A 23,737-nucleotide genomic window follows, 5' to 3' on the forward strand; every position below is an offset into this window, starting at 1 on the left:
TTGCGAAGGGAACTCTCGTGCACCGGCTCTGGATCGCCATAGGCTTTGTGGTCAGCTGGCTGCTGTTGCTGCTGGTGGCCAATTCCGTGCAGGCCGAGAATTCGCCGGATGCGGGCTGGGCGCAGTACGAGGACGTCACTGGCGAATTCTCGCTCGACGATGTCCGTGATCGGCTGTCCGCCTTCAAACCGCTGACCACCGCCAGGGCCCACCGCCCAGCCGGTTCCGGTGCGCTCTGGCTGCACACCCGCATCCAGCCCGACGCCCAGCAGCGGCTGCTGCGCATCATTTCGCCCAACGTCGGCTACCTGGATTTCTTCGCCTATCGCGATGACCAGTTGCTCAGCGAGATCCGCGACGGCCTGTCGCGGCCGCTGCTCAATCCGCAGCAACTCAGTCGCGACTTCGTCTTCCCGATTCCACAGAGCGATCAGCCGCTCGACCTCTTCCTGAGATTCGAATCGCCCCAGCCGATGCGGATCGCCCTGACCCTGAGCAGCAGTGCCGAAGCCGAGATCACCCATCGCCTGGTGATGTTCGGCGTGTTGCTCGGCTGCCTGGCCATGCTGGCGCTGTACAACGGCGCCCAGCTGCTCTATCACCGCAGTCGCGCCACCAGCGCCCTCACCCTGCTGCTGGTGATGCTGGTCTGCGTGGCCCTGAACATCTTCGGACTGAGCAAGTTCTTCCTGGGCACCTTCAAGGGCCAGACGCCACTGCTGACCGATCTGTCGGTGCTGGCCTGCAGCGCCGCCGGGCTGAATCTCGTGGGCGCCTTCTTCGGCTGGCGACGGCTGCCGCTGTGGGTCCGCCGCACGCTACGGGGTCTGCTGGCCCTGGTCGGCCTGGCCGCCGTGGTGCGTATCGCCGCCGGCGAATTCTATGTCGGCGACTGGCTGATGGCGGTCAATGGCCTGGCGCTGTGCGCCTGCCTGATCATCGCGCTGGAGCGCTGGCACCAGGGTGCCCGCTATGGGCGGCTGCTGGTGATGAGCTGCGCCCTGCTGGCCCTGGCCGGGCTGATCGCGCTGCCGATCCTGGCCGGCTACGCCAATCCACCGGTGTGGATGGGCCGCGGCCTGATCGCCAGCTGCATGCTCAGCGGCATCCTGCTGACCCTGGCCCTGGAGGAGCGGCGTCGCTATCTGCGCGAGGAACATTTCACCCGCACCCGCGACAGAGCCACGGACCATGCGGAGCTCAAGGGCAAGGCCGAATTTCTCTCGCGCATCAGTCACGAGATCCGCACGCCCATGAACGGCGTGCTGGGCATGACCGAATTGCTGCAGGGCACGGCGCTGTCGGCCAAGCAGCGCGACTATGTGCAGACCATCCACAGCGCCGGCGCCGAGCTGCTCAACCTGATCAACGAGATCATCGACATCACCCGCCTGGAAAGCGGCCAGATCGAACTCGAGGAGGTCACCTTCGACCTCAATGCCCTGCTCGACGACTGCCTGGACATCTTCCGGCCGCGTGCCGAGGAGCACCGGGTCGAACTGCTCAGCTTCATCCAGCCCCAGGTGCCGCGCCGTTTCATCGGCGACCCGACCCGCTTGCGCCAGATCCTGCTCAACCTGCTGGAAAACGCCTTCCAGCGCACCGAGGAAGGCGAGATCCTGCTGGTGATCTCCCTGGAAGAGGCCACCGGCCAACCACCACGCCTGCGCATCTCGGTGCAGGACAGCGGCACCCCGCTGGACGCGGCGCTCAGTCGCCAGCTGCTGTCCACCCACCTCGACCGCCGCGACTTCCTCGCCAGCGACACCGACAGCCTGGATTTCGGCCTGATCATCGCCCGCCAGCTGGTGCTGCTGATGCAGGGCGACTTCGGCATCCAGAACAACGCCGAGGGCGGTTCCAGCTTCTGGATCAGCCTGCCCATCCCGGCTCAGGCGCTGGTCCTGTCGCGCGGCGACAGCGACTATCCGCTGCAGGACGTGCGGGTGCTGGTGGTCGACGACAACGAACTCTGCCGCAAGGTCCTGCAACAGCAGTGCAGCGCCTGGGGCATGCAGGCGGTCACCGCCGCCTCCGGGCGCGAGGCCCTGGCCCTGCTGCGTACCCAGTCGCACCTGCGGGAATACTTCGATGTGGTGCTGCTCGATCAGCAGATGCCGGGCATGACCGGCATGCAGCTCGCCGCGCGCATCAACGAAGACGAGAATCTCAACCATGACCTGCTGCTGATCATGCTCACCGGGCTGAGCAATGCGCCGAGCAAGGTCATCGCCCGCAACGCCGGCATCAAGCGGGTGCTGGCCAAGCCGGTGGCCGGCTATACCCTCAGAGCCACCCTGGCCGACGAATTGTCGCGCCGCGGCCAGCGGGTCAGCGAGCCCGAGCCCCAGGAACAGCCCAGCGGCATCCCCAGCGACTTCCGCGTGCTGGTGGCCGAGGACAACAGCATCTCGGTCAAGGTGATCCGCGGCATGCTGAAGAAGCTCGGCGTCGAACCCGATACCGTGAGCAACGGCCTGGAGGCCTTCGAAAAGCTCCAGCAGAACACCTACGACCTCATCCTGATGGATTGCGAGATGCCCCTGCTGGACGGCTTCGGCGCCACCCGCCGGCTACGTGCCTGGGAGCAGCAGAATCATCGCTCGCGCACCCCGGTGGTGGCCCTGACCGCGCATATCCTCGCCGAGCACAAGGATCGCGCCCAGGAGGCCGGCATGGACGGCCACATGGGCAAGCCGATCGAACTCTCGCAACTGCGTGAATTGCTGCTCTACTGGGCCGAGCGGCGGCGCCTGGACGTGACCCGCGCCGGCCTCAAGGCGACTCCTTGAACCTGTCCTCGACATAGGTGATCCGGGTCTTGCCATGGGGCACCGGATTGCCTTCCTCGTCGAGATTGACGAAGACGATCTTGTCGATGGTGAGGATGCTCTTGCGGGTGATCTTGTTGCGCACCTCGCATCTCAGGGTGATGGAGGTACGCCCGAACTCGGTGGCGGTGATGCCCAGCTCGATGATGTCGCCCTGACGCGAGGCGCTGATGAAGTTGATCTCCGAGATGTACTTGGTCACCACCTTGGGATTTTCCAGCTGCACGATGGCGTAGATCGCCGCCTCCTCGTCGATCCATTTCAGCAGACTGCCGCCGAACAGGGTGCCATTGGCGTTGAGGTCTTCGGGTTTCACCCACTTGCGGGTATGGAAGTTCATCAGGGCTCCTTGAATTTCCAGGGGGGTTGGGGCATCAGATCAGGGTGCGCGCGGTAGATTCCGGTCGACATGAGGCAGAGCGCCACCCTTTGGGTTTATCGCGATCCTCGTTATACTGCCCGCGCATCGCGGCCACCAGGCCGCCCCGCCTTCCGTTCGAGGGGCGCTGCAGCACGCTGCGTTATCCCATCCTAGCCGACCCGCCGCTGGCGCGGGCATCACGGCCGGCATGACGTCAGACGTTGTCAGGCTCGAACGGAGCGTTATCAGAACGCATCAACGGCGCCCATTCGCACCTAACGAATGGAGACTCTTCAATGAGCGCTGTCCTCACGCCTGCCGCTTTCAACGATTTCAAGGTCGCCGACATCTCCCTGGCCGACTGGGGTCGTCGCGAAGTCATCATCGCCGAATCGGAAATGCCCGCCCTCATGGCGCTGCGTGGCAAGTACGCCGGTGAGCAACCCCTGGCCGGTGCCAAGATCCTCGGCTGCATCCACATGACCATCCAGACCGCCGTGCTCATCGAGACCCTGGTGGCCCTGGGCGCCGAAGTGCGCTGGTCCAGCTGCAACATCTTCTCCACCCAGGACCAGGCCGCCGCCGCCATCGCCGCCGCCGGTATCCCGGTGTTCGCCTGGAAGGGCGAGACCGAAGCCGAATACGAGTGGTGCATCGAGCAGACCATCCTCAAGGACGGCCAGCCCTGGGACGCCAACATGGTGCTGGACGACGGCGGTGACCTGACCCAGATCCTGCACGACAAGTATCCGCAGGTGCTGGAGCGCGTCCACGGCATCACCGAAGAGACCACCACTGGCGTACACCGCCTGCTGGACATGCTCAAGGACGGCACCCTCAAGGTCCCGGCGATCAACGTCAACGACTCGGTCACCAAGAGCAAGAACGACAACAAGTACGGTTGCCGCCACAGCCTCAACGACGCCATCAAGCGCGCCACCGACCACCTGCTGTCCGGCAAGCAGGCGCTGGTGATCGGCTACGGCGACGTAGGCAAGGGCTCGGCCGCCTCGCTGCGTCAGGAAGGCATGATCGTCAAGGTCTCGGAAGTCGACCCGATCTGCGCCATGCAGGCCTGCATGGACGGCTACGAGCTGGTCTCGCCCTATGTCGATGGCCTGAACGACGGCACCGAAGCCTCGGTGGATCGCGCCCTGCTGGGCAAGATCGACCTGATCGTCACCACCACTGGCAACGTCAACGTCTGTGACGCCAACATGCTCAAGGCGCTGAAGAAGCGCGCCCTGGTGTGCAACATCGGTCACTTCGACAACGAGATCGACACCGCCTTCATGCGCCAGCACTGGGGCTGGGAAGAGGTGAAGCCGCAGGTGCACAAGATCCACCGCACTGGTCTGACCGTCGACTCGGCCAACGACGACTACCTGATCCTGCTGGCCGAAGGCCGCCTGGTGAACCTGGGCAACGCCACCGGCCACCCCAGCCGCATCATGGACGGCTCCTTCGCCAACCAGGTGCTGGCGCAGATTCACCTGTTCCAGGAGAAGTTCGCCGACCTGCCGGTCGCGGAGAAGACCGCCAACGTCACCGTCATGGTCCTGCCCAAGAAGCTCGACGAAGAAGTGGCGCTGGAAATGGTGAAGGGCTTCGGTGGCGTGGTGACCCGTCTGACCGAAGCTCAGGCCAAGTACATCGGCGTGACCCAGGAAGGCCCCTTCAAGCCCGACAGCTACCGCTACTGATGGCCAGGCCACCCGTTCCCCGGAGCGGGTGGCCGCCCACGAGAGAGACGACGTGAAACCCAGTCTGAGTTTCGAATTCTTTCCCTGCAAGACCGAAGCGGGCCACGAGAAGCTGATCGCCACGGCGCGGCAACTGGCAAGTCATGGGCCGGAGTTCTTTTCCTGCACCTATGGCGCCGGCGGTTCGACCCGCGACGGTACCTATCGCACCGTGCGCCAGCTCAACGACGAGGTCGGGGTGCCGACCGCACCGCACCTGTCGTGCGTCGGTGACAGCAAGGCCAAGCTGCGCGAGTTGCTGCAGCAGTACCGGGAAGCCGGCATCAACCGTATCGTCGCCCTGCGCGGCGACCTGCCGTCCGGCATGGGCCTGTCCGGCGGTGGCGAATTGCGCCACGCCAGCGATCTGGTCGCCTTCATCCGCGAGGAAACCGGTGATCACTTCCATATCGAAGTCGCCGCCTATCCGGAAACCCATCCGCAGGCGCGCAGCTTTACGGACGACGTGCGCAATTTCGTGTACAAGATGCAGGCCGGTGCTGACCGCGCGGTCACCCAGTACTTCTTCAACGCCGATTGCTACTTCCATTTTGTGGAACGTGTCCGCAAACTGGGAGTCGAAGCCCCAGTGATCCCTGGCATCATGCCGATCACCAACTACAGCAAGTTGGCGCGCTTCTCCGATGCCTGTGGCGCTGAACTGCCACGCTGGCTGCGGAAGCAACTGGAAGCCTACGGTGACGACACCCAGAGCATCCAGGCCTTTGGCGAAGAAGTCATGACCGACCTCTGCGAGCGACTGCTCGAAGGTGGGGCACCCGGTGTGCACTTCTATACCCTGAACCAAGCGGAGCCGTGTATCGCCATCTGGCGAAACCTCGGTTTTTGAAGTCGGCCAGGCGAACTGGCGGCGACTTTACCCAATCGTGATTACCGCTATCGGTCATCGTCCGACTCGTCATCCAGCGCAGGATGACGAGGGTGGGCGAGACGTCCCAAGCCTTTCGGACGTCAACCGGCAGCGCAACCGCGCCCCCACGTCGGCGGGACGCCGACAGAGACAGGAACCCCGCATGTCCTTCATTTCCCTCGGTCTCTCCGAGGCCCTTGCCCGCGCTGTGGAAGACGCTGGCTACACGAATCCCACGCCTGTTCAGCAACGCGCCATTCCGGCCGTCCTGCAGGGTCGCGATCTGATGGTGGCTGCCCAGACCGGCACCGGCAAGACCGGTGGCTTCGCGCTGCCGGTGCTCGAGCGCCTGTTTCCCAACGGTCATCCCGATGGTCACCACTATGTGGCCAAGCAGCCCCGCGTGCTGGTGCTGACGCCGACCCGTGAACTGGCGGCCCAGGTCCACGACAGCTTCAAGGTGTACGCCCGCGACCTGCCCATGCGCAGCGCCTGCGTCTTCGGTGGCGTCGGCCTCAAGCCGCAGGTCACCGCCCTGGCCAAGGGTGTCGACGTGCTCGTCGCCTGCCCGGGTCGCCTGCTGGACCTCGCCGGTCAGCAGAGCGTCGATCTGTCCGCCATCGAGGTCCTGGTGCTGGACGAAGCCGACCGCATGCTCGACATGGGCTTCATCCACGATGTGAAGAAGGTCCTGGCCCGTCTGCCGGCCCGCCGCCAGAACCTGCTGTTCTCGGCCACCTTCTCCAAGGACATCACCGACCTCGCCGGCAAGCTGCTGCAGGATCCCGAGCGGATCGAGGTCACCCCGCCGAATACCACCGTCGAGCGCATCGAGCAGCGGCTGTTCCGCATCCCCGCCAACCAGAAGCGCGCTCTGCTCGCCCACCTGATCACCCTGGGCGCCTGGGAACAGGTGCTGGTGTTCACCCGGACCAAGCACGGCGCCAACCGCCTGGCCGAGTACCTGAACAAGCACGGCCTGCCATCGGCGCCGATCCATGGCAACAAGAGCCAGAACGCCCGCACCAAGGCCCTGGCCGACTTCAAGAGCAATGAGGTTCGTGTCCTCGTCGCCACCGACATCGCCGCTCGCGGCCTGGACATCGATCAGTTGCCCCACGTGGTCAACTTCGAGCTGCCCAATGTCGAGGAAGACTATGTCCACCGTATCGGCCGCACCGGTCGGGCCGGTCGCAGCGGCGAAGCCATTTCGCTGGTCTCCCCGGACGAAGAGAAGCTGCTCAAGGCCATCGAGCGCCTGACCAAGCAGAGCATCCAGGACGGCGACATGCAGGGCTTCGACCCGCAGTCCGTGCCACCCGAGCAGCCGGAAGTCCGGGCACCCCGCGAACCGCGTGGCAAGCCGCAGCAGAATCGCCAGAAGAAGGCCGACAAGCCGGCGCGCAGCGAAGGTAGAGGCCAGGGTCAGGGTCAAGCCCAGAACCCGGGCAAGGCCGCCGGTGGCGAGCAGTCCGGCGCTCAGCCCCAGGGCGAGCGCAAGGGGCGTTCCCGCAATCGTCGCGACCGCCGCGATCGCGATGACGCCGGCCAGGACAAGGACGCCGTGCAACCCGGCCAGGCCGTTGCCCAGCAGCCGCGCAATCGTGATCCGGAAGAATTTCTGGATGACGCCTACGACAACTTCGGCAACAGCGTCGACTACGTGAGCCCCTACCAGGGCAAGGGCCGCAAGGGTCCGCGCAGTGGCAACGGCGGCAGCGCGCCGCGCGCCGCCACGACCGGCGGCCAGGGCCAGCCCCGTCAGGGTCAAGGCCAGGGCCAGGGCGCTGCCCGCGGTCCGCGCAGCCAGCAACAGCAGCAGCCCGGCAAGCGGCGTGGTCAGAACGGTCAGCCCCGTGCCGCCCGGCCCTATGAAGCCGCGCCCAGCGAGCCGCGCGCCTATGCCACGGAAGAGCGGGCGTCGAACAAGCCGCAGCCGAAGATCGTGCACAAGCCGTCGCGTGCCGATCGTCTGCCGACCTTGGAGCAGCTGGAAGAGATGCCAAGCCGGCCGCGTAGCGAGAAGCCCGCGCTGCTGACCCGCAACCGCGACGCCTGATGGCCGACGGGCCGATCAGGCGGCCCGTTCACCAGGCAAAAAGAAACCCCGCCATGGCGGGGTTTCTTTTTTATGCGGCCATTTAGGCGTGGGCGGCGCGCAGGGCGTCGATATAGGGCTCGGCCTGGCGATGACTACGGATCAGCTCGATGAAGTCTTCACCCTGGTCGTTACGGGCATCCAGGTCGTAGCCGGCCTCGACGAAGAAGCCGACGAAGCGCTCGAAGTCATCCGGGCGCAGGCCGCGATAGGCCTTGACCAGCTTGTGCAGAGACGCGGGGGTATCGTCCGCCGGCTCGACCGCGAGAAACAGCTTGATCTGCTCGTCGCTGATCTCTTCACCGATGACCTGCTTTTTATCCTTGCGCATCCTTTGGCTACCTGTGCTGGGGGATTCTTTGGAGAAAAGGAGGATCGATTCTAACCCCGCCCCTCGCCTGCCCGCCAGTGACAAACCGTGGCGATACCGCGACCCTGGTCGAAAGTTCAATCGAATTGAGTGCGCATCCAGCTGCGATAGCGCTCGGCGTCGGGCGCGCCCTCCAGCGGGGCCCAGGCCGGTCGTTCACCCTCGCCCAGCGGCACGAAGGGCCCGGCCTTGCATTCGAAGAACAGGCAGTCGCCCCCCAGGGCAACCAGCGCATGGTAGTGCCCGGGGGCGAGATCGACGCCCGGGCAACCGGCGCGCTGGGACAGTTCGCGGCGCAGCAGCACCTGTCCGTCTTCACCGAAGATGAGCAGCCCGAGCCGGCCCTGCAGCACCAGCAGGCTCTCGGCCTTGTGCGGATCCAGGTGGCGATGGGGCGGTATGTAGCTGTCTTCGCACATCCCCACCACCAGGCGATGGCAGGGCTCGTCCATGAGATGCAGGTTGTGATGGGCGCGCCGTCGCGGGCTGGCCGCCGCCTGCCGGAGCAGGTCGGCGAACAGCGCCTGATCGAACAGCCGCGTGGTCACAGCCCCTTCACGGCATAGATGCCGGGCGCGTTGCGCCAGTAGCCCTTGTAGTCCATGCCGTAGCCGAAGATGTAGCGATCGATGCAGGGCAGGCCGACGTAGGTGGCTTCCAGGCCCTTGACCTTGCGGTCGTGGGTCTTGTCGATCAGCACCGCGGTGTGGACTTCGCGGGCGCCGGCATGGCGGCAGAAGTCGATGATGGCCTTGAGGGTATGGCCCTCGTCGAAGATGTCGTCGACGATCAGCACATCGCGATCGATGAAGGACACCTCGGGCTTGGCTTTCCAGAACAGCTCGCCGCCGGTGGTCTCGTTACGATAGCGGGTGGCGTGCAGGTAGGACATTTCCAGCGGGAAATGCAGCCGGGTGGCCAGCTTGCCGGTCAGGATCAGGCCGCCGTTCATCACGCAGAAGACCACCGGATTGCGCTCGGCGAGATCGGCGGTGATAGACGCGGCGATCCGGTCGATGGCCGCTTCGACCTGGGCTTCGTCATACAGGCAATCGGCTTCCTGCATGATCTGGCGGATGTGGGCGAGATCGGCGGACATGGGGCTTCTCCGGGGGACGGGGCGCCTGCCTGATGGTTGGCGCGGATAAAAGGCGGCAAAGGTACAGACACCGCGAACCGATCTCAAGCGCCGCCAGGCGGCTACTATTGTCGCAGGGTACTGCCCACCTCGGGTCGGATGCTTTAATGTACCGCGGTTTTTTTGTGCGCCTGCCCTTCCTGCGGCAGGCCTTCGGGCCGCCGGTCGTACCGAAAACGTCCTCGATCCGCTGCCCTACCGTCTCTGGAGAATCCCATGCCCGTCCACGAAATCCGCCACCCGCTCATCCGTCACAAGCTCGGCCTGATGCGGCGCGCCGACATCAGCACCAAGAACTTTCGCGAACTGGCCCAGGAAGTCGGCGCCCTGCTGACCTACGAGGCGACCAAGGACCTGCCGGTGGAAGAGGTGGACATCGAAGGCTGGTGCGGCACCGTCAAGGTGGAAAAGATTTCCGGCAAGAAGGTCACCGTGGTGCCCATCCTGCGCGCCGGCATCGGCATGCTCGACGGCGTGCTCAGCCTGATCCCCAGCGCCCGGGTCAGCGTGGTGGGCCTCGCCCGCAACGAATCCACCCTGCAGGCCCACACCTACCTGGAAAAGCTGGTGGGTGAACTGGACCAGCGGATGGCCATGATCATCGACCCCATGCTGGCCACCGGCGGCTCCATGATCGCCACCATCGACCTGCTGAAGAAGGCCGGGGCCAAGGAAATCCGTGCCCTGGTGCTGGTGGCGGCGCCCGAGGGCATCGCCGCGGTCGAGGAAGCCCATCCGGACGTGCGCCTCTACACCGCCTCCATCGACGAACGGCTCAACGAGCACGGCTACATCCTGCCGGGGCTGGGCGATGCCGGTGACAAGATCTTCGGCACCAAGCAGAAGGACGCCTGAGCGTGACCGCGCGGGAACCGCTCTGGCGGGAGATCCTGGTCGGCGCCCAGATGCTCTTCGTGGCCTTTGGCGCCCTGGTGCTGATGCCGCTGATCACCGGCATGGACCCCAATGTGGCCCTCTTCACCGCAGGCTTCGGCACCCTGCTGTTCCATCTCGTCACCGGCCGCCAGGTGCCGGTGTTCCTGGCGTCGAGCTTTGCCTTCATCGCCCCGATCATCGCCGCCAAGGCTGAATTCGGTCTGCCGGCGGTACTGGGCGGGGTGGTGGCGGCCGGCTTCGTCTACACCTTCCTGGGGCTGGCGGTGAAGGTGCGCGGCGTGGGCTTCATCGACCGCCTGCTGCCGCCGGTGGTGATCGCCCCGGTGATCATCTCCATCGGCCTGGGGCTGTCGCCGGTGGCGGCCAACATGGCCATGGGCAAGGCCGGGGACGGCAGCGCCCAGCTGGTGCCCTATGCCACGGCGATGATGATCTCCATGCCGGCACTGGTCACCACCCTGCTGGTGGCCATCTACGGCAAGGGCATGTTCCGCCTGGTGCCCATCCTCGCCGGGGTCTTCGTCGGCTACGCGCTGGCCTTCGTCTTCGGCATCGTCCATACCGAGGGCATGGCCGCCGCCCCCTGGCTGGCGATCCCGGCCTTCGTCGCGCCGGAATTCCACTGGGGCGCCATCCTGTTCATGGTGCCGGTGGCCCTGGCGCCGGCCATCGAGCACGTCGGCGGGGTGATCGCGGTGGGCGGCGTGACCGGCCAGAACTACCTCAAGCAGCCCGGGCTGCACCGCACCCTGCTGGGTGACGGCCTGGCCACCTCTTCCGCCGGGCTGTTCGGCGGGCCGCCGAACACCACCTATGCCGAGGTGACCGGCGCGGTGATGCTGACCAAGAACCACAATCCGCGAGTCATGCTGTGGGCCGCCGGCTTCGCCATGGTGCTGGCCTTCGTCGGCAAGTTCGGCGCGGCGCTGCAGACCATCCCGGTGCCGGTCATGGGCGGCATTCTCTGCCTGCTGTTCGGCTCCATCGCGGTGGTGGGGCTGAACATCCTGATCCGCCACCAGGTGGATCTGTCCGAGGCACGCAACCTGGTGATCGTCTCGGTGACCCTGGTGTTCGGCATCGGTGGCATCGTCTTCGGCAACGGCGAGATCGGCCTCAAGGGCATCTCCCTCTGCGGCCTGATCGCCATCGGCCTCAACCTGGTCCTGCCTGGGCACAACGCCTGGAAGAAGGACGCCGAACCGCCAGAGCGCCCGCTGCTCTGACGGCCAGCCCAGGATGCCGTTACGCCGGCATCCTGGGTTGTTCGATCGGCTGCGGCGGCAGCTCCGCCACTTCCTCGCACAACTCCACCAGCGCCCGGGCCCAGGCCGGGTCGTCGTTGACGCAGGGAATCAGCACCAGCTCCCGGCCACCGGCTTCGATGAACTGCTCGCGCCCGCGATCGCCGATCTCTTCCAGCGTCTCGATGCAGTCGGCGACGAACGCCGGGCACATCACCAGCAGGCGCTTGACCCCCGCCTTGGCCAGCGCGTCCAGCCGCGCCTCGGTGTAGGGTTCGATCCACTTGTCCTTGCCCAGCCGCGACTGGAAGGACACCGACCACTTGCCATCGGGAATGCCCAGGCGCCGGGCCACCAGTTCGGCGGTGCGCTGGCACTGGCTGCGGTAGCAGACGGCCAGGGCCTTGGCGGTGACCTTGCTGCTGTCGGGGGCGCGCAGGTCGTGCTTGCGATCCTTGACCAGCTTGCGGATATGCCGCTCGGGCAGGCCGTGGAAGGACAGCAGCAGGTGGTCGTAGGGCTCTTCGAGATAGGGCTCGACGCTGGCCGCCAGCGCCGCCTGGTATTCCGGACGGTCGTAGAACGGCGGCAGGATCTTCAGCGTCAGCGGCAGCTGGTGGGCCTCGATCACCCGCCGCGCCTCGACGATGGCGGTGGTGGTGGTGCTGTCGGCGAATTGCGGATAGAGCGGCGCATAGGTCACCTCGCGGATGCCCTGGCTGGCCAGGCGCTTGAGCACCGTTTCCACCGAGGGTTCGCCGTATCTCATGCACAACTCCACCGGACCGTGCCGCCAGAGTGGCCGTACGGCTTCCTGCAGCCGGCGGCTGAGCACGATCAATGGCGAGCCGTCGTCCCACCAGATCGACTCATAGGCCTCGGCCGAGGCGGCGGGTCGCTTGATCAGCACCAGGGATACCAGCAGACGGCGCAGCGGCCAGGGCAGATCGACCACATAGGGGTCCATCAGGAACTGGTTCAGATAGCGCTTCACGTCGGGGACATGGGGCGAATCGGGCGAACCCAGGTTGGCGAGCAGCAGAGCGTTGGTAGTCATCGTGAATCCTTGGCAGCGAGCAGGTCGGCCAGGGCCGCATCCAGCTCGGGATAGCGAAAGACATACCCGGCCGCGAGCAGGCGCTCGGGTCGGGCGCGCTGGCCACCCAGCAGGAGGATGGACAGCTCTCCCATCAGGCGCAGGGCGAAGGCGGGAATCAGCAATCGCGCCGGGCGCCGCAAGGCCCGTCCCAGCGCCTCGGTGAATTCCCGGTTGCGGACCGGCTGGGGGGCACAGAGATTATAGGGACCCTGGGCATCGCTTCGGTTGAGAAGAAAATCGATGGCCCCGATTTGATCCTGCAAATGAATCCAGGGCATCCACTGGCGTCCATTGCCAAGCCGCGCGCCCAGCCCGAAACGGAAGGGCGGCAGCAGGCGCAGCAGGAAGCCGTCGTCGGCGGCCAGCACCAGGCCGGTGCGCAGGTTGACCACACGGATGCCCAGCTTCTCGGCTTCGTTGGCGACCTGCTCCCAGGCCAGGCACAACTCGCCGGCGAAGTCGGGACCGGCCAGGCTGTCCGCCTCGCTCACTGGCTTCTCGCCGCTGTCGCCATAGAAGCCGGTGGCCGAGCCGGACAGCAGGACCGCGGGTTTCTGCGGACGGCCACGCAGCCACTCGATCAGGTGCTCGGTGGTAGCGATGCGGCTCTGCCAGAGTTCGGCCTTGCGACCTTGGGTCCAGGGCTTGTCGGCGATGGGGGCGCCGGCCAGGTTGACCACCGCATCCAGGTGTTCGTCGCCCAGCGCCTCCAGTTGGTCGATGCCGCGCACCCCGGGTCCGCATTCGCGCGCCACCCGTTCCGGGTCGCGACTGAGCACGGTGAGTTGGTGCCCGGCGGCCGCCCATTGGCGGCACAGCGCACGGCCGATCAATCCGGTGCCACCTGTCAGCAGGATATGCATGTCGTCACTTCCTTCTCGTATTGCCCTGCCGCCCGTATGCATCTGAACGAAGGGAAGAGGATTGTTTGGTATGGTCGTGGGTCGAAAGATCCAGAACGGTTGCCAGTCGTAGCCGTAGAGCCCTTGCGCGCGCAAACGTTCGACAAGGGCGAATCGTCAGACAAGCGAGGTCCATCATGACTGCCCCCATCGCCATCGTTGGCGCAGGAATAGCCGGACTTGCCGCGGCCCAGACGCTGATTCGCGCCGGGCAGCAGGTCCAGATCTTCGACAAGAGTCGCGGCAGCGGCGGCCGCATGGCCAGCAAGCGCAGCGAAGCCGGCGCCCTCGACCTGGGCGCCCAGTATTTCACCGCCCGCGACCGGCGCTTCATCGATGCCCTCAACGAGTGGCGTCGAGCCGGTTGCGCGGCCGAATGGAACCCGGCGCTCTACCAGTATCGCGACGGTCGCCTGAGTCCGTCCCAGGACGAGCAGCCGCGCTGGGTCGGGGTGCCGCGCATGAGCGCCATCACCCGCCACCTGCTGGCCGATCTGCCGGTCACCTTCGACTGCCGCATCACCGAGGTCTTTCGCGGGGCCCAGCACTGGCACCTGCTGGATGCCGGCGGCGAGACCCACGGGCCCTTCGCCCAAGTCATCGTCGCCATGCCGGCGCCCCAGGCCACGGCGCTGCTGTCCAGCGTGCCCAAGCTGGCGGCCACCGTGGCCGGTGTCAGCATGGAGCCGACCTGGTCGGTGGCCCTGGCCTTTCCCACGCCCCTGCAGACCCCGGTGGAAGGCTGTTTCGTGCAGGACAGCGAACTGGACTGGCTGGCGCGCAATCGCTGCAAGCCCGAGCGCGACACCACCCTGGACACCTGGGTCCTGCATGCCACCAGCGCCTGGAGCAAGGCGCACCTCGACGCCTCCAAGGACGAGGTGATCGAACGCCTGCATGGCGCCTTCGCCGAACTGATCGGCTGCCCGTTGCCGGCGCCGACCTTCAGCCTGGCCCATCGCTGGCTCTATGCCCGCCCCGCGCAACCCCACCAGTGGGGCGCCCTGGGCGATCCCGACATGGGCGTCTTCGTCTGTGGCGACTGGTGCTCCAGCGGTCGGGTGGAAGGTGCCTGGTTGAGTGGTCATGAGGCCGCGCAGCAGCTCCTGGGCAGTCTGGATTAATCGACGAAGCGCACGCCGTCTGTAACCTGCAGCGAATCTTTTACCGCAGCCCCCTGTCGAAAGTTGCACCAAACTTGTACAAATAGGAAAACCTTGTACAAGAAAATACACGACAGGGGATCTCCATGGTTGCCAATGCCTCCTCCAGCCTGCCCCGCCCGCGCCTGGGTATCAGTGCCTGCCTGCTGGGTGACGAAGTCCGCTACAACGGTGGACACAAGGAATCCCGGCTCTGCAGCCAGACCTTCGCCGAGCACTTCGATTTCGTCCGGGTCTGCCCGGAAATGGCTATCGGCCTGGGCACGCCTCGCGAACCCATCCGTCTGGTAGGCGACTCCCAGGCGCCGCGCGCCGTGGGTACCGTCGACCCCAGCCTGGACGTGACCGCCGCCCTGACCGGCTACGGGGAAAAGATGGCAGGCGAGCTGACCGACCTGTCCGGCTTCATCTTTATGCAGAAATCGCCCTCCTGCGGCATGGAGCGCGTCAAGGTCTACCACGCCAACGGCCAGGGCAGCGAAACCGATGGCCGCGGTCTGTTCGCCGCCGCCATCATGCGTCTACAACCGGACCTGCCAGTGGAAGAAGCCGGCCGGCTGAACGATGCGGTGCTGCGGGAAAACTTCGTCACCCGCGTCTTCGCCCATGCCCACTGGCAGCAACTGCTGCAACAGGGTCTGACGGCGCGGGCGCTGCTGTCCTATCATTCGCGTTACAAGTACCAGCTCATGGCCCACGACGCCCATCGTGCGCGGGCCCTCGGTCAGCTGGTCGGCAGCATCGGCCAGCGCAACCTGGACGAGCTGGGGCAGGAGTATTTCAGCGGCCTGATGGCTGCCCTGAAGAAGTGCGCCACCCGTGGTACCCATTGCAATGTGCTCTATCATCTATTCGGTTATCTGCGTCGGGTCCTGAGCGACAGCGAGAAGCAGGAAATGCAGCAACTGATCGAGCAGTACCACGAGGGCATCGTGCCCCTGGTCGTGCCCCTGACGCTGCTCAAGCACCACTTCCGCCAGCATCCGGATCGTTATGTGAACGAGCAGGCCTATCTCCAACCGCACCCCGAACGTCTGAGTCTGCGAAATGCCATCTAGCGCCACCCCCTTGCCTTCGCCGTCGAACGGCGAAGATCAGGACTACCAGTCCGCTCTCCACGAGGGCTGGCTGCCCATCCGGGAAATCGCCCGGCGCACCGGTGTGAATGCCGTGACGCTGAGGGCCTGGGAGCGGCGCTATGGCTTGCTGGTCCCCAAGCGCACGCCCAAGGGCCATCGCCTGTACAGCGAGGCCCATGTGGTCCGCGTGCAGCAGGTCCTCGCCTGGATCGCCCGCGGTGTAGCGGTCAGCCAGGTCAAGGGGCTGCTCGACGAACAACGGCCCGCGGTGATCCCCAGCGATACGCCCTGGCAGGCCATTCACCAGGAGATGATTGACGCCATCGGCCGACTGGCCTCGCGTGCGCTGGATGAGGCCTACAACCGCGCTGCCTCGCTCTATCCACCGCGGGTGCTGCTGGACCAGTTGCTCTGGCCGCTGCTGCGGGAGCTGGAGCGTCTGAGCCAGGCGACCGACGATGGTCGCCTGCAACAGGTGTTCTTCCAGTCCTGGCTGCGCAGCAAGCTGGGTGCGCGGATCTACCACAGCCAGCACAGCCTCAGAGGCGCGCCCCTGGTGCTGCTGAATCTCGACGAGACCCCGATGAACACCTCGCTGTGGCTCTGCGCCTGGCTGATCAGCGCCGCGGAATGCCCGGTAGAACTGGTGGAGTGGTCGGTTCCCGCGGGCAATCTGGATCGCCTGGTCGAGCAGCTCGAACCCCGGGCACTGATCCTCTGTCGTGACAGCCGTCCCGACAGCGAGCTGCGGCGCCAGCTGCAGACCTTCGCCAATCGCCATGCGCGCCCCTGCCTGACGCTTGGTGCGCTGGGTGAATCCCTTACTGCCGATGCCGCGCCGGCGCGCAGCCCCGGCGAAGCCTTCGATCGCCTGCAGAGTGCCGGGCTGCTGCATCAGGAACGCCATGCATGAATCAGCTCGTCTGGTTTCGAACTGACCTGCGCACCCTCGATCATCCCGCTCTCCATGCCGCCACCGAACAGGGCCCGGTGGTCGCCGTCTTTCTGCTGAGTCCTGCCCAATGGCAGGAGCATGACGAGGCGGCGGTCAAGGTCGACTTCTGGCTGCGCAACCTTGCCGAACTGGGCAAGACGCTCAAGTCCCTCGGTATCCCCTTGCTGATCCGCAGTGCCGAGCACTGGGCGCAGGCCCCCCAGGTGCTGCTCGACCTGGCCCGGGAGCTGGGCGCCGAACACCTGCATTTCAATGACGAATACGGGATCAACGAAGCCGCCCGTGACGACGCCGTGGTCAAGGCCTTCGAAGACGCTGGCCTGGCGACCCATCGCTATCTCGACCAGACGCTGTTCGCGCCGGGGACGGTGCTGACCAAGAGCGGTGGCTACTTCAAGGTTTTCGGCCAGTTCAGGAAGACCTGCCTGGCCCGCCTGGAGACCGGTCTGCCAACGCCCCTGCCAGCCCCGGGCAAGCAGCGCAAGAGCCCGGTCCCTTCGGACAAGCTGCCCACCGCGGTCGAGGGTTTCGCGGCCACCGCCGCCGACCTGCAAGGGCTATGGCCGGCAGGGGAAGAAGAAGCACTGCAGCGTCTGGAAGCCTTCATCCGGGATGATCTGGAAGACTATCAGCGGGCGCGGGACATTCCTTCCGAACCCGGTACCAGCCAGTTGTCGGCCTATCTCAATGCCGGGGTGCTGACGCCTCGCCAGTGCCTGCAGGCGGCGGTCCGCGCCAACGATGGCCTGCTCAGCGGCGGCAAGCAGGGAGCGGCCACCTGGATCACCGAGTTGCTCTGGCGCGAATTCTATCGTCACGTGCTGGTGGGTTACCCCTGGGTTTCCCGGCACCAGCCATTCAACCGGGATCTGACCGCCCTGCCCTGGCGTGACGACCCCGAAGGCCTCGCAGCCTGGCAACAGGGGCGCACCGGGATTCCCATCATCGATGCCGCCATGCGCCAGCTCTTGCAGACCGGCTGGATGCACAATCGCATGCGCATGCTGACGGCCATGTTCCTGTGCAAGAACCTGCTGATCGACTGGCGCGAGGGTGAGCGCTGGTTCATGCGGCAGCTCATCGATGGCGACCTGGCCTCCAACAACGGCGGGTGGCAGTGGAGCGCCTCCACCGGTACCGATTCGGTGCCCTATTTCCGGGTATTCAACCCGCACACCCAGGCGTTGAAGATCGATGCCCGGGGCGACTATGTGCGGACCTGGATACCGGAATTGGCTGACCTCAAGGGCAAGGCCGTGCATACCCCGGGGGGCCGCTACCTGACGCCCCTGGTGGACCTGGGCGAGAGTCGTCAGCGCGCGCTGGCCGCCTACCGCGGCATGGCGCGCAAGAAGGACACGAAAAAGCCGGACTAGGTCCGGCTTTTTTCATATCAGCCCTGGATCAGAGAGTATGGCTGTAGAACAGCGCATAGGACTCGATGCCATCGTTGGGCTGCTTGATGCCGGCGTTGGAGTAGTGGGTCGCACGGATGCCGACGCGCTGGGTGTCGCCGATCTTCAGGCCCAGGCCGATACGGTCTTCGAAGTTGAAGGCCGAACCCAGGTCCTGCTCGCCAACCTTGGTGCTGGAGAAGACGGCGACGCCGATACCGGCTTCGACGAAGGGCTTCACCTGGCCCTGGCCGAATTCGTAGACGAACACCGGGGCGAAGGACAGCGAATGCTGGTCGGAAGACCGGCCGTTGTCACCTTCCCAGTAGGTGTAGCCCGCATCCCAGTAGCCGGTCAGGCGACCGGTGGAGCTCTGCCACCAGCTCCTGTCCCAATTCCAGCCGGCACCGATACGGTAGGTCATGCCGCTCTGGCTGGTGGCACCGACTGCTCCGGTGATTTCCACAGCCTGTGCCGATGCGATGCCACCCAGAGAAAGCGCGGCGGCTACTGCGAGGGAAAGCAATTTGTTCATGAGAGTGCCCTTATGGATGTTTCTAGTTTTTACGAACTGGGAGCATTGACCATCAAGACGTGAAGGTGTTCACAGCCCTGGATATCTTTACCTACAAGGTCGGATGCTAGTCGCTGGCCCGGCATTTGGCGAGTGAAACCCGGAGGGAAAGGTCAGACGAACGCCTTTACCTCGGCCCCTGCCGGCCAGAGCTGCGGCAACACGGCGCGAAGCTCGGCGGGGTCGCCCGAGGTCCAGAATCTCGTAGGGCCGGCCGGCCCTCCCGCCAGGCGTCCGTCCCGCGCCAGCAGACTGTGCAGGCGCCGCGCCACGGCGGCGCCGGTGTCCACCAGGATGACCTGCGGTGGCACCAGTTCGGCCAGCAAGGGACGCAGGAAGGGATAGTGGGTGCAGCCCAGGATCAGGGTGTCGCACTGCGCCGCCAGCAAGGGGGCGAGAAAGCCCTCCAGCAGGCGCCGGGTCTCGGGGCCGTGCAGATCGCCGCGCTCGACCTGTTCCACCAGTCCCGGACAGGGCTGGGTCAGCACCTGGACGCCCAGGGCGAAGCGGTCCAGCAAGGCGGCGAACTTGGCGCTCTGCAGGGTACCGGTGGTCGCCAGCACCCCGACCCGGCCATTGCGGGTCGCCGCCGCAGCGGGCTTGACCGCGGGTTCCATGCCGACGATGGACCAGCGGGGATAGCGTTCGCGCAGATCGGCCACGGCCGCCACGGTGGCGGTGTTGCAGGCCACCACCAGGGCCTTGGCGCCCTGCGCGTGCAGCCGCGCCGCGATCAGCTGGCAGCGCTCGCGGATGAAGGCAGGGGTCTTTTCGCCATAGGGGATATGGCCGCAATCGGCGACGTAATGCAGGGTTTCCGCCGGTAGCAGCTGGCGGATCTCCGCCAGCACCGACAGGCCGCCGACGCCCGAGTCGAAGACCCCGACCGGCGCCTCGTCAGCCATGGCGGGCGCCGCACACCGGGCAACCCGGATCGCGCTTGACCCGCAATTCGCGGAAGCGACTGCCCGCCGCATCCACCAGCAGCAGCCGCCCCACCAGGGGCTCGCCGAAGCCGGCCAGGAGCTTGAGCGCTTCCAGCGCCTGCAGACTGCCCACCAGCCCCACCACCGGACCCAGCACCCCGGCTTCGCTGCAACTGAGCTCGGCTTCGCTGCCCTCGCCATAGAGACAGTGATAGCAGGGGCTGTCGGCGCGACGCGGATCGAAGACGCTGAGCTGGCCTTCCAGGCGAATGGCGGCGCCGCTCACCAGCGGGCGTCCCTGAGCCACGCAGGCGGCATTCACCGCCGCCCGGGTGGTGAAGTTGTCCGAGCAGTCCAGCACCAGATCCACCAGGGCGATGCGCGCCGCCAGACTGTCGGCGTCCAGCGCTTCGCGCAGCGGCACCAGGCGCACTTCGGGATTGAGCGCCGCCAGCCGCTGCAGGGCGGAATCCACCTTGCCCTGGCCGATACGGCTTTCATCGTGCAGCACCTGGCGCTGCAGATTGCTCAGGTCGACCTGGTCGAAGTCGGCCAGGTGCAATTCGCCGACGCCGGCGGCGGCCAGATAGAGCGCCACTGGCGAACCCAGACCACCGAGGCCGACGATGAGCACCCTGGCGTCTTTCAGCCGCAATTGTCCGGCGATATCCACCTGGGCCAGCAGGATCTGCCGGCTGTAGCGCAGCAGTTCGCCGTCGCTCAGCATGGCCGACGCCCTCCGCTGATGCGTTCGTGACCACCCAGGTCCTGGCGACTCTCGACCTCGACGAAGCCCTGGCGAACCAGCAGATCGCGCACCGCGGCGGCCTGGTCGAAGCCGTGCTCCAGCCACAGCCAGCCATCCGGCTGCAGGTGCGCGGGCGCCGCCGCGACCAGTTCGCGGATATCGTCCAGGCCATCGACGCCGGCCACCAGGGCGCTGCGCGGCTCGAAACGCACGTCGCCCTCATCCAGATGGCGATCGCTGCCGGCGATATAGGGGGGATTGCTGACGATAAGGTCGAACCGCTGTCCGGCGAGGGCGCCGAACCAGTGACTCTGCTGAAAGACCGTATTGCCCAGGCGCAGGCGCTGGGCATTGCGTCGCGCCAGTTCCACCGCCGCCGCGATGCGATCCACGCCGCTGACCTGCCAGCGCGGTCGCTCATGGGCCAGGGCCAGGGCGATGGCACCGGTACCGGTGCCCAGGTCCAGTACCCGCGCCTCGTCGGCCAGGGGCAATGCCAGGGCGGTTTCCACCAGCACCTCGGTATCGGGGCGGGGGATCAGGGTGTCGGGACTCACTTCCAGATCGAGCGACCAGAAGCCTTGCTGGCCAAGGATATAGGCCACCGGCTCACCCTGCCGGCGCCGTTCGAGATCGGCCCGAAAACGCGCCAGGGCCTCGCGCGGCACCAGCTTTTCCGGCCAGGTGCGCAGGTAGCTGCGCGGCTTGTCCAGGGCGGCGGCCAGCAGCAATTCCACGTCGAGCCGGGCGCTGGGTGAATCCGGCAGCTGGCTTTCGCGCAACAGGGCGCCGATGGTGGCCATGGCTTAGTCTCCCAGCGCCGCCAGCTGGTCGGCCTGGTATTCCTGCAGCAGCGGATCGATGATCTGCTGGACGTCACCGTTGACCACCTCGCCCAGCGAATAGAGGGTCAGGTTGATGCGGTGATCGGTCACCCGGCCCTGGGGAAAGTTGTAGGTGCGGATGCGCTCGGAGCGGTCGCCCGACCCCACCAGCAGCCGGCGGGTATCGGACATTTCCTTGTGCGCCGCCGCGTCCTGCTGGTCATTGAGCTTGGCCGACAGCCAGGCCATGGCCTTGGCGCGGTTCTTGTGCTGGGAGCGCTCTTCCTGGCACTCCACCACGATGCCGGTGGGCAGGTGGGTGATGCGCACCGCGGAGTCGGTCTTGTTGACGTGCTGACCGCCCGCGCCGGAGGAGCGATAGGTGTCGACGCGCAGATCGGCCGGATTGATCTCGATGGCCTGCTGTTCGTCCGGCTCCGGCAGCACCGCCACGGTGCAGGCCGAGGTGTGGATGCGGCCCTGGGATTCGGTCTCCGGGACCCGCTGCACCCGGTGCGCACCGGACTCGAACTTGAGCTTGGCGTAGACGCTGTCGCCTTCGACCCGGGCGATCACCTCCTTGAAGCCACCGTGCTCGCCCTCGTTCTCCGAGAGCACCTCGAGACGCCAGCCCTGGCGCTCGGCATAGCGCGAATACATGCGGAACAGATCACCGGCGAAGATCGCCGCCTCGTCGCCGCCGGTACCGGCGCGGATTTCCAGGAAGACGTTGCGGCCATCATTGGGATCCCGCGGCAGCATCATGCGCTGCAGTTCGTCTTCCAGTTCCTGTAGCCGCGCCTTGGCGCTGGTCACCTCTTCCTCGGCCATCTCGCGCAGATCCGGATCGCTGTCCTTGAGCAGCGCCTGGGCGCCCTCCAGGTCGGCCTGCACCTTGCGGTATTCGGTGAACGCCTGGTTGACCGGCTCGAGTTCGGCGTATTCCTTGGAATAGGCGCGGAACTGGGTCTGGTCGCTGATGACTTCGGCGTCGCCCAACAGCGCGGTCAGCTCCTCGAAACGGTCCTGCAGACCGTCGAGCTTGTGCAACAGAGAGGTCTTCATGTCTTGTCCAAACCCTCGTCGAGGGCGAAGAGTTCCTGAGCCAAGGTCAGCGCATCGACGCGCCCCTCGGCGGATAGTTTCTTGAGCTGCACGCTCGGGGCGTGCATCAGCTTGTTGGTGAGGCTGCGTGCCAGGGCCGCCAGGGCTTCCTGGGGATCGACGCCATTGGCCAGCTGGCGCTGGGCGCGCGCCAGTTCGTCGTCGCGGATCTGCTCGCCCTGCTGGCGATAGGCGCGGACCACGTCCACCGCGGCGCGCTCGCGCAGCCGCTGCATGAAGTCCTCGACCCCGGCCAGCACCAGCTTCTCTGCAGCCTGGGCGGCGCCCTGGCGACTCTTGAGATTTTCCGCCACCACCTCGTGCAGGTCGTCCACCGTATAGAGGTAGACGTCCTCCAGCTCGCTCACCTCCGGCTCGATGTCGCGCGGCACGGCGATGTCGACCATGAAGATGGGCTTGTGGCGACGCTGCTTGAGTGCGCGTTCCACCGCGCCCTTGCCGAGGATGGGCAACTGGCTGGCGGTGGAACTGATGACGATGTCGCTGTTGACCAGTTCGTCGGGAATGTCGGCCAGCAGCACGGTATGGGCGCCGAATTCTTCCGCCAGGTGGCTGGCGCGCTCCAGGGTGCGGTTGGCGACGACGATGCGCCGCACGCCCTGCTCGTGCAGATGGCGGGCAACCAGGGTGATGGTCTCGCCGGCGCCGATCAGCAGCGCCTGGCTGCGACTGAGGTCGCTGAAGATCTGCTTGGCCAGGCTGACCGCGGCAAAGGCCACGGATACCGGGTTCTCACCGATCGCCGTGTCGGTGCGCACCGCCTTGGCGGTATTGAAGGTGGCCTGGAACAGCCGGCCCAGCAGCGGACCGACGGTGCCGGCCTCGCGCGCCACGGCATAGGCCGACTTGAGCTGGCCGAGGATCTGCGGCTCGCCCAGCACCATGGAATCCAGCCCCGCGGCTACCCGCATCATGTGGCGGACCGCGGCTTCGTCCTGGTGCAGATAGATGCTGGCGCGCAGGTCTTCCAGGGGCACCCGGTGGTACTGGGCGAGCCAGGCCAGCACGGCTTCCGCCAGGCTGGGCTCCAGCTCCAGGTAGAGTTCGCTGCGATTGCAGGTGGACAGAATCGCCGCTTCGCGACTGTGGGTGGCCTGCTCCAGCTGGCGCAGGGCCTCGACCGTCTGCTCCGGAGTGAAGGCCACACGTTCGCGCACCTCAACCGAGGCGGTCTTGTGATTGATGCCGAGCGCGAGAAAGGCCATGGACGCAAGCAGTCGAACGGATTGGGGAAAGCCGAACATTGTCCTACGCGCGGGCGGTGGCGACAACCAGCAGCGACGAGACGTCGGACAATCGCCGTCATAGCCTGGGCGAATGAATCTTGCCGGGCAAAAGGCGTCAACAGCCTCGACCACCGCACTTCTCGGCCGGCCGCTGCGCATGCGCGACGCGG

General features: G+C 66.1%; 22 protein-coding genes and 1 riboswitch. Of the genes, 10 read left to right on the forward strand and 12 right to left on the reverse strand.

What is annotated here, in order from left to right; all coding sequences use genetic code 11:
• Positions 1 to 17: 17 nt before the first annotated feature.
• Positions 18 to 2,792, forward strand: coding sequence for a hybrid sensor histidine kinase/response regulator (locus tag PVZ72_RS10815; protein WP_187980403.1), 2,775 nt, complete (start codon positions 18 to 20; stop codon positions 2,790 to 2,792).
• On the opposite strand, the gene PVZ72_RS10820 is transcribed toward PVZ72_RS10815, so the two are convergent.
• Positions 2,776 to 3,171 carry an acyl-CoA thioesterase gene (locus PVZ72_RS10820; RefSeq protein ID WP_064309293.1) on the reverse strand — a complete coding sequence of 132 codons (396 nt, stop codon included), beginning with the start codon at positions 3,169 to 3,171 and terminating at the stop codon, positions 2,776 to 2,778. The two genes, PVZ72_RS10815 and PVZ72_RS10820, sit on opposite strands and share 17 nt — an antisense overlap.
• 152 nt (positions 3,172 to 3,323) lie before the next feature.
• Positions 3,324 to 3,466: riboswitch (S-adenosyl-L-homocysteine riboswitch) on the forward strand.
• A gap of 22 nt (positions 3,467 to 3,488) precedes the next feature.
• On the opposite strand from PVZ72_RS10820, the gene ahcY reads away from it, so the two are divergent.
• From ahcY to PVZ72_RS10835, 3 genes are all read left to right on the forward strand, one after another.
• Positions 3,489 to 4,895, forward strand: a complete 1,407-nt coding sequence (gene ahcY, locus PVZ72_RS10825) for an adenosylhomocysteinase (protein WP_133861533.1) — start codon at positions 3,489 to 3,491, stop codon at positions 4,893 to 4,895.
• Between the two features lie 52 nt (positions 4,896 to 4,947).
• Complete coding sequence (metF, locus tag PVZ72_RS10830) at positions 4,948 to 5,784, forward strand: methylenetetrahydrofolate reductase [NAD(P)H] (protein ID WP_133861534.1); 837 nt, start codon at positions 4,948 to 4,950, stop codon at positions 5,782 to 5,784.
• A 184-nt stretch (positions 5,785 to 5,968) separates the two neighbouring features.
• Complete coding sequence (locus PVZ72_RS10835; RefSeq protein WP_273861879.1) at positions 5,969 to 7,864, forward strand: DEAD/DEAH box helicase; 1,896 nt, start codon at positions 5,969 to 5,971, stop codon at positions 7,862 to 7,864.
• A gap of 82 nt (positions 7,865 to 7,946) precedes the next feature.
• Here PVZ72_RS10835 and PVZ72_RS10840 read toward each other — a convergent pair whose 3' ends face one another.
• The 3 genes from PVZ72_RS10840 to PVZ72_RS10850 form a co-directional block, all read right to left on the reverse strand.
• Positions 7,947 to 8,234 (reverse strand): PA4642 family protein, encoded by a 288-nt coding sequence (locus PVZ72_RS10840; RefSeq protein ID WP_007161573.1) that lies wholly within the window; start codon positions 8,232 to 8,234, stop codon positions 7,947 to 7,949.
• Between the two features lie 116 nt (positions 8,235 to 8,350).
• Complete coding sequence (locus PVZ72_RS10845) at positions 8,351 to 8,821, reverse strand: WbuC family cupin fold metalloprotein (RefSeq protein ID WP_273861880.1); 471 nt, start codon at positions 8,819 to 8,821, stop codon at positions 8,351 to 8,353.
• On the reverse strand, positions 8,818 to 9,372 hold the full coding sequence (locus PVZ72_RS10850) for a hypoxanthine-guanine phosphoribosyltransferase (RefSeq protein ID WP_133861537.1): 555 nt from the start codon (positions 9,370 to 9,372) through the stop codon (positions 8,818 to 8,820). The genes PVZ72_RS10845 and PVZ72_RS10850 overlap by 4 nt, the downstream gene beginning before the upstream one ends.
• A 255-nt stretch (positions 9,373 to 9,627) precedes the next feature.
• On the opposite strand from PVZ72_RS10850, the gene upp reads away from it, so the two are divergent.
• Both upp and PVZ72_RS10860 read left to right on the forward strand, forming a co-directional pair.
• Positions 9,628 to 10,266 carry a uracil phosphoribosyltransferase gene (upp, locus tag PVZ72_RS10855; protein ID WP_017641072.1) on the forward strand — a complete coding sequence of 213 codons (639 nt, stop codon included), beginning with the start codon at positions 9,628 to 9,630 and terminating at the stop codon, positions 10,264 to 10,266.
• Positions 10,263 to 11,534 carry a uracil-xanthine permease family protein gene (locus tag PVZ72_RS10860; protein WP_166655918.1) on the forward strand — a complete coding sequence of 424 codons (1,272 nt, stop codon included), beginning with the start codon at positions 10,263 to 10,265 and terminating at the stop codon, positions 11,532 to 11,534. Before upp ends, PVZ72_RS10860 begins: the two co-directional genes overlap by 4 nt.
• A gap of 19 nt (positions 11,535 to 11,553) precedes the next feature.
• Here PVZ72_RS10860 and PVZ72_RS10865 read toward each other — a convergent pair whose 3' ends face one another.
• Together PVZ72_RS10865 and PVZ72_RS10870 are read right to left on the reverse strand one after the other, a co-directional pair.
• Positions 11,554 to 12,609: a ferrochelatase gene (locus PVZ72_RS10865; protein ID WP_187980406.1), complete on the reverse strand. Its 1,056-nt coding sequence runs from the start codon at positions 12,607 to 12,609 to the stop codon at positions 11,554 to 11,556.
• Positions 12,606 to 13,514: a TIGR01777 family oxidoreductase gene (locus PVZ72_RS10870; protein WP_273861881.1), complete on the reverse strand. Its 909-nt coding sequence runs from the start codon at positions 13,512 to 13,514 to the stop codon at positions 12,606 to 12,608. Before PVZ72_RS10870 ends, PVZ72_RS10865 begins: the two co-directional genes overlap by 4 nt.
• A 65-nt stretch (positions 13,515 to 13,579) precedes the next feature.
• On the opposite strand from PVZ72_RS10870, the gene PVZ72_RS10875 reads away from it, so the two are divergent.
• From PVZ72_RS10875 to PVZ72_RS10890, 4 genes are all read left to right on the forward strand, one after another.
• Positions 13,580 to 14,677 carry an NAD(P)/FAD-dependent oxidoreductase gene (locus PVZ72_RS10875; RefSeq protein ID WP_133861541.1) on the forward strand — a complete coding sequence of 366 codons (1,098 nt, stop codon included), beginning with the start codon at positions 13,580 to 13,582 and terminating at the stop codon, positions 14,675 to 14,677.
• Positions 14,678 to 14,802: 125 nt separating this feature from the next.
• The gene (locus PVZ72_RS10880) at positions 14,803 to 15,774 is read left to right on the forward strand and encodes a YbgA family protein (RefSeq protein ID WP_187980407.1); all 972 of its coding nucleotides are present in this window, start codon (positions 14,803 to 14,805) and stop codon (positions 15,772 to 15,774) included.
• On the forward strand, positions 15,764 to 16,708 hold the full coding sequence (locus tag PVZ72_RS10885; protein WP_273861882.1) for a MerR family transcriptional regulator: 945 nt from the start codon (positions 15,764 to 15,766) through the stop codon (positions 16,706 to 16,708). Before PVZ72_RS10880 ends, PVZ72_RS10885 begins: the two co-directional genes overlap by 11 nt.
• On the forward strand, positions 16,705 to 18,126 hold the full coding sequence (locus PVZ72_RS10890; RefSeq protein ID WP_273861883.1) for a cryptochrome/photolyase family protein: 1,422 nt from the start codon (positions 16,705 to 16,707) through the stop codon (positions 18,124 to 18,126). The genes PVZ72_RS10885 and PVZ72_RS10890 overlap by 4 nt, the downstream gene beginning before the upstream one ends.
• A gap of 28 nt (positions 18,127 to 18,154) precedes the next feature.
• Here PVZ72_RS10890 and PVZ72_RS10895 read toward each other — a convergent pair whose 3' ends face one another.
• From PVZ72_RS10895 to hemA, 6 genes are all read right to left on the reverse strand, one after another.
• A complete protein-coding gene (locus PVZ72_RS10895; RefSeq protein WP_133861545.1) occupies positions 18,155 to 18,679 on the reverse strand; it encodes an acyloxyacyl hydrolase in 525 nt (174 codons plus the stop codon).
• Between the two features lie 152 nt (positions 18,680 to 18,831).
• Complete coding sequence (gene murI / locus PVZ72_RS10900) at positions 18,832 to 19,623, reverse strand: glutamate racemase (protein ID WP_273861884.1); 792 nt, start codon at positions 19,621 to 19,623, stop codon at positions 18,832 to 18,834.
• Complete coding sequence (locus tag PVZ72_RS10905) at positions 19,616 to 20,371, reverse strand: molybdopterin-synthase adenylyltransferase MoeB (RefSeq protein ID WP_133861547.1); 756 nt, start codon at positions 20,369 to 20,371, stop codon at positions 19,616 to 19,618. Before PVZ72_RS10905 ends, murI begins: the two co-directional genes overlap by 8 nt.
• Complete coding sequence (prmC, locus tag PVZ72_RS10910) at positions 20,365 to 21,195, reverse strand: peptide chain release factor N(5)-glutamine methyltransferase (protein WP_273861885.1); 831 nt, start codon at positions 21,193 to 21,195, stop codon at positions 20,365 to 20,367. Before prmC ends, PVZ72_RS10905 begins: the two co-directional genes overlap by 7 nt.
• 3 nt (positions 21,196 to 21,198) lie before the next feature.
• Complete coding sequence (gene prfA, locus PVZ72_RS10915; RefSeq protein ID WP_187980411.1) at positions 21,199 to 22,281, reverse strand: peptide chain release factor 1; 1,083 nt, start codon at positions 22,279 to 22,281, stop codon at positions 21,199 to 21,201.
• The gene (gene hemA, locus PVZ72_RS10920) at positions 22,278 to 23,546 is read right to left on the reverse strand and encodes a glutamyl-tRNA reductase (protein ID WP_133861550.1); all 1,269 of its coding nucleotides are present in this window, start codon (positions 23,544 to 23,546) and stop codon (positions 22,278 to 22,280) included. The genes prfA and hemA overlap by 4 nt, the downstream gene beginning before the upstream one ends.
• Between the last annotated feature and the right edge of the window lie 191 nt (positions 23,547 to 23,737).

Source organism: Pseudomonas sp. LA5 (genome assembly GCF_028640825.1).
In the GTDB taxonomy this organism is placed as follows: Bacteria; Pseudomonadota; Gammaproteobacteria; order Pseudomonadales; family Pseudomonadaceae; genus Chryseomonas; species Chryseomonas aestiva.